Origin of the sequence: Bacillus sp. HNG, from assembly GCF_003400205.1 — a bacterium.
In the GTDB taxonomy this organism is placed as follows: Bacteria; Bacillota; Bacilli; order Bacillales; family Bacillaceae_L; genus Ferdinandcohnia.
Genome location: NZ_QUQV01000028.1, coordinates 1 through 12,284, shown reverse-complemented (window position 1 = coordinate 12,284; position 12,284 = coordinate 1). Strand labels below are relative to the sequence as shown.

Sequence of the window (12,284 nt, the reverse complement as noted above, 5' to 3'; positions counted from 1 at the left end):
GAGAATAGAAAATCGAAACACCTATTGGACAAGAGATTGGTGAAAGGTGAAATACTACTCAAGAAGAATAACTGAACCTACATTGGATCCTTGATTTTGTTTGAAATAAACGTTTGATTGAAAGATTAAACACTTAATAGTTTCCTTCTACTCTTCCCTGATTCTCTTACTGTATGAAAACCAACTATTGTAAATAGTTATCGACATTTTACAGTAAGAAGAAAAGTGTGACTTAATAAGGAAAACACCTATAATGCTTGTATATAGATGCTATAATTAAAATATATTATGTTTCAATTAAAGAGGGTCGACCTATATGAAACCACTGAAGACGAAAGCACTTGAATGGATTAACTCACTATATGAAAAATATCCATTAGACCAAAAAGAGAAAGTATTAATGGACTATCCATTTTATTTTAAGTTAGAGGGATTCGCAGATGAACCAGAGGTATATTTACGGACAACGAATGACGGATTAGAATTTGGTTATGAGGCCACGCAATGGGATGGCTATATGCCCTCTCCAATACCTGGAGTTTATAAAAAGCATTCTTTACCATGGGAGACCTTGCAGTCATTAAATAAAGAGAAACAGCAAGAGATAATTCTTGAGTTACTAATGAAAACAATTAATACTAGAAAAAGACAATATCGAAAGTGCCAATTCTGCGGCGAAAAAGTTGCGGTTGAACATCGGTTTGATAAAGATACCTGCCATGGTTGTGCCAGTGATCATTTTGGTGTGGTGTATTAAGATTACAAAAAATCTTTTTGTCCAATAAAAAAGACAAGGAATGCGAATATATTGAGTAAATAAAAGGACTGGATCAATATTAGATCCTGCCTATAAGACTACCCGCTTCACGTCCCGTTCCCTTTGCTGTTTGGAAACACACTACTTAGCAGTGTCTACTGACTTTTAGCATAGGGAAGAGGATTTAGCAGGGAGACACCCATAATACAGACTTACTTTTTCCCCGCTACGAAGGTAAGACCTTATTAATATATACATGCCAGTAGTCTTCATCACCCTCAATGTCATGAAGCCAACAATACATTAATATTATTTCAAGAAATTGTTTTTTTCCTCTGATAAATGGTTTTTGGGATATTCTTCTATGCAATGAATTAATATTGAATAAATTACTTTTTTGCTTATAGTCGTACTCATATTTCCGCCAACTATCCTTACTTCTGATTCTATGCTTTACATCCCAAGTTTCCTCGCTATCAAAAAAACGAGACACATAATCTGAAGCAAAAGTAAGCAAATTCACTTGGTATTTGTCCCACGTCTTTTTAATCCACTCTTCTACTTCCTCTGAGATATAGATATTTTCGAAATCCATTCTTGGATTACTTTGAATTCGATGATGGTCTTTGATAAAAAGGAAAAGCATTTCCGTCTGCTCTTTCAAAAAATGATTTTTCTTTATGAGTTGTGCATAACAATCATATGAAGCACTGCGAAACTCTTGATCAGTGTTGTATAGATAAAATAAATCATCTTTTTTAAGGTAACTAATAATGGAACGATTCAATTGCTTGTCATAATCATCATAAATTCCGACTAACCATTCCTGAATATCAGATTCATAATGCCGAAGGGAATTTTTATACTTTTCAAGTCGTTCTTCGTTTAACACTGTTTTTTCATCCATTTTTGATTCATCGAGGTATTGATTGAAATATTCAAATATATAGTTCATGCACGTTTGCATGTTTTGAGCCTTTGACTCAATATCGAATTCATTAATTCGATCTTCCTTTTTTCTTTTTGAAATGTACTCTTCAAGAGAAAGCATCCTTAATCACATCCTATTTATCTTCCTATCCTATTTCTCTATTTATTATACTAAATTCCCTTTCTAACCTTTATCCCTAACCCTCGCACGTCTACTATGTCCCCATCGAATAATTACGTTCCAACACCCCTCCTCCTTCTCACTCTCCTCAACCCCTTCTCTCACAAGGGCTCACGCCCCTTTTACTTCCCCTCCCATTTTTCCTTATAAAAAAATTACGTTCCCGCCTTTTTCCCGTTTTTTGCCCAAAATTGTACCGATTTTGCAATGATTTTGATAAAAAAATTACGTTCCAGAATAGACGAATACGGAGTAGATGTTGAGGGACCATTTGATCCTAAAACGGGAGGAAAAACACTGGAAAGGATACCGAGTTTATACCGTAGGGAAACCAACTGAAAAAGAACTGGAGATGGACTGAACCCATACATATCAAAGGATTGGAGGAATGCAGAGAAGAAAAAAACGATTGGATTGGGATTGAATTTTGATTGAAAATGGGATTAGATTACGATTGGAACCCCTCCGAAATTCACATAAAAAAACCGAAGGTCTGCCGGGAAACGTACCGGAAAAACCTTCGGATTAGGAACATTAATTTTCTTTAAGGAACGCTTATTTTATTTAAGGAACCTTAATTTTATATAGGGACACCAGTCTTTAATTTATATTTATTCTTATTCCACCGTTACGCTCTTTGCTAAATTCCGTGGTTTATCTACGTCACAGTCACGATGAAGTGCTGCATAATAGGAGATAAGCTGTAATGGAATAACCGAGATTAATGGTGTTAACATATCATTAACAGCCGGGAGCACATAACGGTCTTCGTCAGTTTCTAAACCCTTCATTGAAATGATACAAGGATGTGCACCACGTGCAACGACCTCTTTGACATTCCCACGAATGCTTAGGTTCACATGCTCCTGTGTAGCTAGAGCGATAACCGGTGTTCCATCTTCGATTAAGGCAATTGTTCCGTGCTTTAATTCTCCTCCAGCAAAACCTTCTGCTTGGATATAGGAGATTTCTTTTAGCTTTAAGGCGCCTTCTAAACCAACAAAGAAGTCCATCGCACGACCGATGAAGAAGCAGTTACGAGTTGTTGTGAAATACTCCCACGCGATTGCTTCCATTACTTCTTTGTCATCACAAAGAGCCTCCATGCTGTTTGCGATAATACCGAGCTCTTTGGCTAGGTCCATCCCCACCATTATTCCCTTTGAATCTGCTGTTACGTAGGCTAGGATTGCAAGTACGGCTAACTGGGCAGTGTATGCCTTTGTTGATGCCACTGCAATTTCAGGACCTGCATGTAATAGCAAAGTGTAATCAGCTTCACGAGACAATGTTGAACCTGGGACATTAGTAATCGTAATGGATTTGTGGCCCATTTCTTTGACATGTACTAAAACCGCGCGGCTGTCCGCAGTTTCTCCACTTTGTGAAATAAAGATGAATAATGGTTTCTCAGATAGTAGTGGCATATTGTAAGAGAATTCGCTAGAAATGTGAACCTCTACTGGAATGTGCGCCATTTTTTCAATGAATTGCTTCCCAACAAGACCTGCATGATAACTAGTTCCTGCAGCAATGATGTAGACACGGTCTGCTTCCTTCATTGCTTCGACAATACAAGGATCAATTGACAATGTACCATTATCGTTTTGATATTCTTGAACAATCTTTCTCATTACCAAAGGCTGTTCGTCAATTTCCTTCAACATATAGTGTGGGTAGGTTCCCTTTTCAATATCACTTGCATCTAGCTCTGCTGTATATGGGTCACGGTTGATTGCTTCACCCGCTAAATTTTTGATTGTGACAGACTCTTCTTTAACAATGACGATTTCTTTATCCATTAACTCGATATATTGATCGGTTACCTGAAGCATTGCCATTGCATCACTTGCTACAACATTAAAATTGTCTCCAAGTCCAACAAGAAGTGGACTTTTGTTTTTCGCAACATAGATCGTTTCGTTGTTTTGCTCATCAAGCATTGCAATTGCATAGGATCCCTTTAGAAGGCTCAACGTCTTACGAAATGCCTCTTCAACTTCAAGTCCCTGATCTACAAATTGCTCAAGTACTTGAACAACTACCTCTGTATCCGTATCACTTTTTAACTCCACGTTTTGTAAATACTCATCCTTAAGCTGTGTGTAATTTTCAATTACACCATTATGAACAAGAGTGAACCGTCCAGAAGATGCTTGATGTGGGTGTGCATTGATTTTACTTGGCACTCCATGTGTTGCCCAACGTGTGTGCCCAATCCCTGCCGTAGCAAATAAACTTTGATCTACTGCCTCACGAAGCGTTGCAATACGACCTTTTTCTTTAAAAACATGAACACCTTCATCATTCATCACTGCAATTCCAGCTGAATCATATCCACGATACTCGAGCTTTTCTAGTCCCTTTAACAAAATTTCCTTAGAGTCTTTCTGTCCAATAAAACCTACAATTCCGCACATAAATTAAGTTTCCTCCCTAAAAAAGGGAACAAGAAAGCACGGGGCTTACTTGCCCCTTTTTTTCCGTATTTATCTGTTTACTCAATCATATCCTTCTGTTTGTGCAGAGAGTCACCCCTCTGTTTTACCAAAAAGGAATTGCGGTCGTGATTGATAACAACCGGGAGGCATCCGCCGAAGTTTCGATAAACCTCCTCCTCGTCAACTAAACCTGTAACAACAGCCTATGCTTTGTTACTTTTTCCGTTCATGGTTTAGTTCTGGCGCTTTAAAAATGATTATGAATGATAGTCTTATCCCTCCTTCTCCATAATAAAAAAGAACAAGAACAATAATACTACAGAAAATCCAAAATCGTCAATCAAAACATGGAATAAATTTTCCATGTATACTAAAAAAATATGCAAACGTGGAACAGGTTGTGCCAAGTTTGCATATTTTTAATCAAATTGTATAATTACTCCGCACCCATTTCTGTTTTTACAACAGCTACGATACGGTCTACATATTCTTTACATTGTTCTTCTGTTGGAGCTTCCGCCATTACCCTTACTAAAGGCTCAGTTCCTGAAGGTCGTACCAAGATGCGACCATTTCCATTCATTTCAGCTTCTACCTGTTCGATAACCTCTTTAATCACAGGATTATCTGTAACGTGGTATTTATCCGTAACTTTCACGTTCACCAATAGCTGTGGGAACTTTTTCATTTCACTTGCAAGCTGTGATAAAGGTTTCTTCGTGCTCTTCATGATATTCACTAATTGCAGACCAGTTAATAGTCCGTCACCAGTTGTATTGTAATCTAGGAAAATGATATGTCCTGATTGTTCACCGCCTAGGATATATCCACTCTTCTTCATTTCCTCTACAACATAGCGGTCACCAACAGCTGTTTGTACACTTGCAATATCATTCTCTTCCAAAGCTTTATAGAAGCCTAAATTACTCATTACCGTGGAAACCACTGTTTGTTGCTTTAATCGACCTTGTTCCTTCATATGCTTTGCACAAATATACATGATTTGATCGCCATCAACGATATCGCCATTTTCATCAATTGCAATAAGACGGTCTCCATCGCCATCAAATGCCAATCCAACATCCGCGCCCTTTTCTTTTAAGAAAGCTGCCAGCGCTTCTGGATGAGTAGAACCTACACCATCGTTGATATTAAGGCCATTTGGAGAAGTCCCCATTGTAGAAATATCTGCATCTAGATCAGCAAATAAATGCGTAGCTAGTGAAGATGTTGCCCCGTTCGCACAATCTAATGCCACATGGATACCTGTGAAATCCTCTTCCACTGTTTGCTTTAAGAATTGAAGGTATTTTTGACCACCCTCGAAATAGTCATTCACTTGCCCTAGCTCAGCCCCAACTGGACGAGGAAGCTGGTCTTCAGGTAAGTCTAATAGTGCTTCAATTTCATTTTCCTGTTCATCAGAAAGCTTAAATCCATCTGGACCAAAGAACTTAATTCCATTATCTTGGACTGGATTATGTGAGGCAGATATCATTACGCCCGCCTCAGCCCCTAAAGCCTTTGTTAAATACGCTACACCTGGAGTCGAGATGACACCTAAGCGCATAACCTCTGCCCCAATGGATAATAGACCTGCTACAAGCGCACCTTCTAGCATATGACCTGAAATACGGGTATCGCGGCCTATTAGAACCTTTGGTCTTTCTTTATCCTTTGTTAACACATATCCTCCAAATCTTCCTACCTTAAATGCAAGTTCCGGAGTTAATTCGCTATTTGCAACACCACGTACACCATCTGTACCAAAATATTTTCCCATTTTAAATGATCTCTCCTTTTGCAGATACTTCCTTACCCTTCTATTTCGGTGATTCGTATCTTTGCCTTTTCTTGAGGTAATGCCCATGTCACATTATCTGGGCCCTTCACATTTATATCTACATCGTGTTCACCAATTCCTAGGTCAGTCACATCGATAAATACATCAAGGTTGGTAGGACTTGTCCCCTCTATGACACTTGGTGCACCCTGAATTACTAAATCGAGGGTCCCTGCTTCAGGATTTAAAAAGGTTAGTGCAAATTGGGCACCCAATCCTTGACTTCTAATTGATAAATCTGAGAAGGTTTCCGATATCTCTTCTTCGACATCGACTGTTACTTCGATTTCCTGTGGGGATACCTGGATAACACCTTTTGGAATCGGAACCTTCACTTTAACCGTTGAATCTTCCTTTATTTTATCAAGATCAATTTCACCTTCTATAGAAGAAATGGCATCAATGACCTCTTTTGGACCAAATATTGTAACCTGATTTGGCGTTGGCGTAATATTAACTAAACTTAACCCATCCGCAAGTTTTCCTTTCTGCTTAAGGGTAAATGATACGGATTTATTTGGGCTAACAATTGGAACTGTGATTTCAACAACATTCGGCTCAACCGTGACCGACAATACATTTTGATTTTTATCATACACAGCTACTCTTGATTCCTGTGTAAATGTTTCCGTGACTCCCTTAAGGTCGACAACTGCTTTTACTAACGCAATTCTTTCGATTTCCTCTAAGGCCCCGGTTATTTTAACAACTCGAGGTGCCACTACTGGTTGTTCGATCGAATATCCTTCTGCTACTTGGTCACGATTAACAAAATCGACTTCAACAGGGAATTCCTTTGTGACCTTTTCCTGAATAACGACGGTTATTTCAGCAGGATCAATTTTCACTTTAATTTTATCAGATATATTTCGATATTGTAATTTCACCTTATGGGTGCCAACAGATAACTGAGTAAGGTCTGCATATACTTCAATTTCCTTTTGAAGACCTTCTCTCTTGGTAACGCCTGATGGACCTTCTATCGTTACATTTACGTATTGAGGAACTCCTGATACCACTAAATTTTGATCATCATAGTAAGTATTTACCGGAATTTCCGTTAGTGTCTCTGAATAATTTGAAAATAACGGTATCCCTGCAGGGCTCTTGGATGCAGGTTGATTTTCAAAACTGACAGATGCAAATAAGAGCAAAGCAATTAATAAGGCAATAATCCGTGTAACCCAACGATTATCCATTAATTTATCCATTCTTTTTCCCCCTCCATTGCCAAAGTGGATGAGAGGTATTGCTTTCGTTCGTAATTAGTTCTTGTTTTAGTAAATCCCGAAATGCATCAGGTTTCAAATCACGGTGTAATTCTCCATTCTTTGTTAATGACACAGCTCCGGTCTCTTCTGATACAACGATGGTAATGCTGTCTGTTACCTCACTAATCCCAAGTGCAGCTCGGTGCCGCGTTCCTAATTCTTTTGAGATAAATGGACTCTCTGAAAGCGGTAGATAACAAGCCGCAGCCGCGACCTGATTCTTTTGAATAATGACGGCTCCATCATGTAGAGGAGTATTTGGAATAAAAATATTGATTAGTAACTCTGATGAGATAGCTGAATGAAGTGGGATCCCGGTTTCTACATAATCCCCCATTCCCGTTTGTCGCTCAACTGAAATGAGTGCACCAATACGGCGTTTTGCCATATAATCGGTAGCTTTAGTGATTGCTTCAATTAATTTGGCCTGCTGATCATCTTCATCCGTACCACTTCTGGAGAATATTTTTCCGCGCCCCAGCTGTTCCAATGCCCTTCGCAATTCAGGCTGGAAGATGACGATAATCGCCAAGAATCCCCAATCCATTACCTGGTCCACTAACCAAAACAATGTATGTAATTCTAATAGGCTACTCAATAAGCGGATAAAAACGATTACGATAATACCCTTTAATAGCTGAACAGCTTTTGTTCCGCGTATAAGGGATAATAATTTATATATCACATACCAGACAAGGAGAACATCTAGAAAAATGCCGAGGTAACCTAGTAATGGGAGTTCATTAAATGACATTCTCACACTTCCTCTATGAAATAATCCAAAAAACATAGTTAGCTATAATATTATATCATATAACTTTCATGTACCAATTACAAATTGGTAGGAGGATAAGCACAAATTCGAATAGAAAAAAGACCACCGTGACCGATGGCCTATTCTTCTTGATCAAAAATGTGAATTGCATCTGTTCCTACCTTTTTAATATGGTACCAAAGCCACTCAAACATCTGGTTGACTTCTTTAATTTCACCAGTAACATTTCCAGCTGAGGCCATATAATTCTCACCATTTATCACTGTGACATCTCCGTCCACTGCTCCCTCAATTACGATCTTTCCGTTCTTTACAACGACATCACCTTTTACTGTTTCGCCTTCGGGAACGATGACGGTATTGTTTTCCACAATTAAATTTGGTTGCTTTGAAACAGAAAATTGCTCACTTTCACTCCAGACTGAAAAAAGACTTCCTGCCATTAATAATAGAAAGAGCGAGGCTGCTGTCAACATTGGATGCTCTCTAAACCAGCGTCTAAAACTCACCGTACGTTTTTCCTTCGGTAGAATTTGCATGACCTTTAATGTGAAATCGGTAGGTGCAGAAATGTGAGAAGTACTTTGTACCAACGCAATGGTTTTCTTTAGCTCATGAAAATGTTGATGACATGATTCGCATGTTAGCAAGTGCTCACGTAGTAGCTTCTCTTCCTCTTCAGAAATGTCTTCATCTAGGTAATTGTGCATTAGTTCAATCATGCTGTTTTCTGAACAGTTCATTCTTTCTCACCCCTATACATGTCGAAGCTGGTTTCGTAATGCTTCTCGACCTCTGTGAATTCTTGTTTTTACCGTACCCACAGGTAGGTCAAGAATTTCACTAATTTCCTTTAGCGAAAACTCCTCGATGTATTTTAAAACAATAACCGAACGATACTTATCTGGAAGCTTCATTATTTCCGATTGAATTAACTCTTGAAGTTCCATCGTTTCTAGCTCGTCCTCCGGTAATGCAGCATCTGCGGCAATCTGCGAGTACATAGTTAGTCCATCCGAGCCTGCAAGCTCAGCATCTAGATAGTAGTCAGGCTTTTTCTTACGAATGCGGTCAATCGACAGATTCGTTGCTATCCGATATAGCCATGTTGAGAACTTTTTATTCAAATCATAGCTATGAATATTAACATATGCTCGAATAAAGGCTTCCTGTGCAATATCTTCTGCCTCATGTCGGTTTCCAAGCATACGATAGCATATTTGAAAAACCTTGTCTTTGTAAAATTCTACTATCTCCGCAAATGCATTCTGATCTCCATTTTTTATCTGCCTAATTCTGTTTTTGATGATAGTCTCCATTTTGTATACCTCCGCCACTGCGGGTATCATTATTTACGATTCACCTTTAAAAAGGTTTCATTTTCTCCATAATTTTCATTTTAACAAATTTTGACTAGTTTATGTGGGGGAAATCAAAACTTTAAAAATAAAAACCACAGTACCTCTTTTAAAGAGATACTGTGGCGTCCTCACAAAAGTTTTTCTCCAAATAAAGAACCCATTAAAGCAACAGCAACTGAAGCTGTTTTATTTTTATCATCTAATATTGGATTAACCTCTACGAATTCAGCAGACGTGATTAATTTGGATTCCTCTAACATTTCCATCGCTAAATGACTTTCACGGTAACTAATACCGCCAAGTACAGGGGTTCCCACGCCTGGCGCATCATGTGGATCAAGACCATCTAAATCTAATGATAAGTGTACACCATCTGTTCTTTCTTTTAGATAACGAATCGTTTCTTCCATGACCTTTGTCATCCCTAGACGATCAATTTCATGCATCGTATACACTTTAACCCCTAGCTGCTTAATTAATGCTTTCTCACCTTCGTCGAGTGATCTTGCTCCAATAATGACAACGTTTTCAGGGTTGACCTTTGGACTATATCCAGCAATATCAGTAAGACGCTTATGACCAAGTCCAAGGCTTACAGCAAGTGGCATTCCATGAATATTGCCAGATGGCGATGTATCAGCCGTGTTTAAATCGCCGTGAGCATCGTACCATATGACCCCTAAATTTTTATAATGTTTAGAGACCCCAGCAAGAGTTCCAATGGCAATACTATGGTCACCACCTAAAACAAGTGGAAATTTTCCATTCAGTATCACCTCATCAACCGTAGCAGCAAGCCTCTCATTGGCTTCAGATACTTTCTCAAGGTTTTTCAAATTTTCATCATTGGCCACTTCCTCACGAGTTGGACGGGTGATTTCGATATCGCCTAAATCATCTATATCATAGTCAAGCCTTTCTAATCGTTCAACAACACCTGCATAACGAATGGCACTTGGTCCCATATCAACCCCTCTACGCATCTGACCTAAGTCCATTGGCACCCCAATGATTGATATATCCTTCTTCATGATAAAATGCCCCCTCTCCCATATACTCTATTGTAACTGCTTTCAACAGATTGACTCAACTCAACAAAATCATGTATATCTATACACTGCGATTGAGGGATGGAGGAGAATTTTTCTAGATTTATGCAAAAAAAATAAACCTCAAAGGTTTATTGAATATACATCTTGGTATTGGTGGAGCCTAGCGGGATCGAACCGCTGACCTCCTGCGTGCAAAGCAGGCGCTCTCCCAGCTGAGCTAAGGCCCCTAAATATAAAAAAAGAAGTAGTTCGTGGAGCGGAAGACGGGATTCGAACCCGCGACCCCCACCTTGGCAAGGTGGTGTTCTACCACTGAACTACTTCCGCATAAGAGATGAGCCATGAAGGACTCGAACCTTCGACCCTCTGATTAAAAGTCAGATGCTCTACCGACTGAGCTAATGGCTCGTACGCGAGATTGGTGAATAATGTGTTTATGTAATCGAATTGAGTACATCTACGACGTCCCAATCTCAGAAAGCCAGTTCAAGTAGCAACTCGATTGGTACGCTGAAGCTTATGCTTCGAAGCTTACTCGTTCGTGCTCTACCGACTGAGCTAATGGCTCTAAAATGGCTGGGCTAGCAGGATTCGAACCTACGAATGACGGAGTCAAAGTCCGTTGCCTTACCGCTTGGCTATAGCCCATTGATTAAACTTCATGAAACTTCTTCGAAGATGCTTCACGAACTTTCATCCGGAAATTTGTTGTATTCAATTACCCTATTATCTTGCGCAATCAGCTACAAAATATGAGTAATTTTACTAATAAAATCTACAATTCCCATAAAAATAGCCTACTTCATCCTTTTGAACTCGTCCAAAGAAAGAATAAAGGCTTATAAAAAACCGTAAATGGTGGAGGGGGACGGATTCGAACCGCCGAACCCTGAGGGAGCGGATTTACAGTCCGCCGCGTTTAGCCACTTCGCTACCCCTCCATTTAAGGTGGTGCCGGCTAGAGGACTTGAACCCCCAACCTACTGATTACAAGTCAGTTGCTCTACCAATTGAGCTAAACCGGCATATTAAGATCTCAAACCACTGAAGATTTGATTGTGTATAGTCGTCCTAATCTCAGAAAGCTAATTCAAGAAGTGGTTCGATTAGTACGCTGATGTAATTTCAAGAAGCTTATTCGGTCGTGCTCTACCAATTGAGCTAAACCGGCAAAAGTTAAATTAATGGTGGAGGATGACGGGATCGAACCGCCGACCCCCTGCTTGTAAGGCAGGTGCTCTCCCAGCTGAGCTAATCCTCCAAAAAGGTGACCCGTACGGGATTCGAACCCGTGTTACCGCCGTGAAAGGGCGGTGTCTTAACCGCTTGACCAACGGGCCAATTAAGAATTCCTTTTTTTAAGCTTCCAAGCGGGCTCGAACCGCTGACCTCTTCCTTACCATGGAAGTGCTCTACCAGCTGAGCTATGGAAGCAATGGCTCCGCAGGTAGGATTCGAACCTACGACCGATCGGTTAACAGCCGATAGCTCTACCACTGAGCTACTGCGGAATAAATGCCTAGCGACGTCCTACTCTCACAGGGATAAAGTCCCAACTACCATCGGCGCTGAAGAGCTTAACTTCCGTGTTCGGTATGGGAACGGGTGTGACCTCTTCGCTATCGCCACTAGACTATGTTGAAGGATTCATTCCTTCAAAACTAGATAACGCT

The 12,284-nt window shown here is 39.7% G+C and carries 9 protein-coding genes, 10 tRNA genes and 1 rRNA gene; 1 reads left to right on the top strand and 19 read right to left on the bottom strand.

Going from position 1 to position 12,284, the window contains the following annotated elements; genetic code table 11:
* The first annotated feature begins 316 nt into the window (after positions 1–316).
* Entirely contained in the window at positions 317–757 is a 441-nt protein-coding gene (locus tag DZB84_RS23705; protein WP_116354756.1) for a hypothetical protein, read from the top strand.
* A gap of 226 nt (positions 758–983) precedes the next feature.
* Here the strand turns inward: DZB84_RS23705 and DZB84_RS23700 are convergent, their stop codons facing one another.
* From DZB84_RS23700 to rrf, 19 genes are all read right to left on the bottom strand, one after another.
* Complete coding sequence (locus DZB84_RS23700) at positions 984–1,808, bottom strand: hypothetical protein (protein ID WP_116354755.1); 825 nt, start codon at positions 1,806–1,808, stop codon at positions 984–986.
* A 677-nt stretch (positions 1,809–2,485) separates the two neighbouring features.
* A complete protein-coding gene (gene glmS, locus DZB84_RS23695) occupies positions 2,486–4,288 on the bottom strand; it encodes a glutamine--fructose-6-phosphate transaminase (isomerizing) (protein WP_116354754.1) in 1,803 nt (600 codons plus the stop codon).
* Between the two features lie 457 nt (positions 4,289–4,745).
* The gene (glmM, locus tag DZB84_RS23690) at positions 4,746–6,092 is read right to left on the bottom strand and encodes a phosphoglucosamine mutase (RefSeq protein ID WP_116354753.1); all 1,347 of its coding nucleotides are present in this window, start codon (positions 6,090–6,092) and stop codon (positions 4,746–4,748) included.
* 32 nt (positions 6,093–6,124) lie between these two features.
* Positions 6,125–7,363, bottom strand: a complete 1,239-nt coding sequence (locus tag DZB84_RS23685) for a CdaR family protein (RefSeq protein WP_116354752.1) — start codon at positions 7,361–7,363, stop codon at positions 6,125–6,127.
* Positions 7,356–8,177 (bottom strand): diadenylate cyclase CdaA, encoded by an 822-nt coding sequence (cdaA, locus tag DZB84_RS23680; protein ID WP_116354751.1) that lies wholly within the window; start codon positions 8,175–8,177, stop codon positions 7,356–7,358. The genes DZB84_RS23685 and cdaA overlap by 8 nt, the downstream gene beginning before the upstream one ends.
* A gap of 140 nt (positions 8,178–8,317) precedes the next feature.
* Positions 8,318–8,941, bottom strand: coding sequence for an anti-sigma factor family protein (locus tag DZB84_RS23675; RefSeq protein ID WP_116354750.1), 624 nt, complete (start codon positions 8,939–8,941; stop codon positions 8,318–8,320).
* Positions 8,942–8,953: 12 nt separating this feature from the next.
* Positions 8,954–9,517: an RNA polymerase sigma factor SigW gene (sigW, locus tag DZB84_RS23670; protein ID WP_116354749.1), complete on the bottom strand. Its 564-nt coding sequence runs from the start codon at positions 9,515–9,517 to the stop codon at positions 8,954–8,956.
* Between the two features lie 170 nt (positions 9,518–9,687).
* On the bottom strand, positions 9,688–10,590 hold the full coding sequence (gene rocF, locus DZB84_RS23665; RefSeq protein ID WP_116354748.1) for an arginase: 903 nt from the start codon (positions 10,588–10,590) through the stop codon (positions 9,688–9,690).
* Positions 10,591–10,762: 172 nt separating this feature from the next.
* Positions 10,763–10,838, bottom strand: a tRNA-Ala gene (locus DZB84_RS23660).
* Between the two features lie 25 nt (positions 10,839–10,863).
* Positions 10,864–10,938 (bottom strand) — tRNA-Gly (locus DZB84_RS23655).
* An 8-nt stretch (positions 10,939–10,946) separates the two neighbouring features.
* A tRNA-Lys gene (locus tag DZB84_RS23650) sits at positions 10,947–11,019 on the bottom strand.
* Positions 11,020–11,184: 165 nt separating this feature from the next.
* Positions 11,185–11,259 (bottom strand) — tRNA-Gln (locus DZB84_RS23645).
* Positions 11,260–11,467: 208 nt separating this feature from the next.
* Positions 11,468–11,552: transfer RNA gene (locus tag DZB84_RS23640), tRNA-Tyr, on the bottom strand.
* 8 nt (positions 11,553–11,560) lie between these two features.
* Positions 11,561–11,636 (bottom strand) — tRNA-Thr (locus tag DZB84_RS23635).
* A 160-nt stretch (positions 11,637–11,796) separates the two neighbouring features.
* Positions 11,797–11,872: transfer RNA gene (locus DZB84_RS23630), tRNA-Val, on the bottom strand.
* A 7-nt stretch (positions 11,873–11,879) separates the two neighbouring features.
* Positions 11,880–11,951, bottom strand: a tRNA-Glu gene (locus tag DZB84_RS23625).
* A 21-nt stretch (positions 11,952–11,972) separates the two neighbouring features.
* Positions 11,973–12,045, bottom strand: a tRNA-Thr gene (locus DZB84_RS23620).
* Between the two features lie 2 nt (positions 12,046–12,047).
* A tRNA-Asn gene (locus DZB84_RS23615) sits at positions 12,048–12,122 on the bottom strand.
* A 6-nt stretch (positions 12,123–12,128) separates the two neighbouring features.
* Positions 12,129–12,244 (bottom strand): 5S ribosomal RNA (gene rrf, locus DZB84_RS23610).
* Positions 12,245–12,284: the final 40 nt, after the last annotated feature.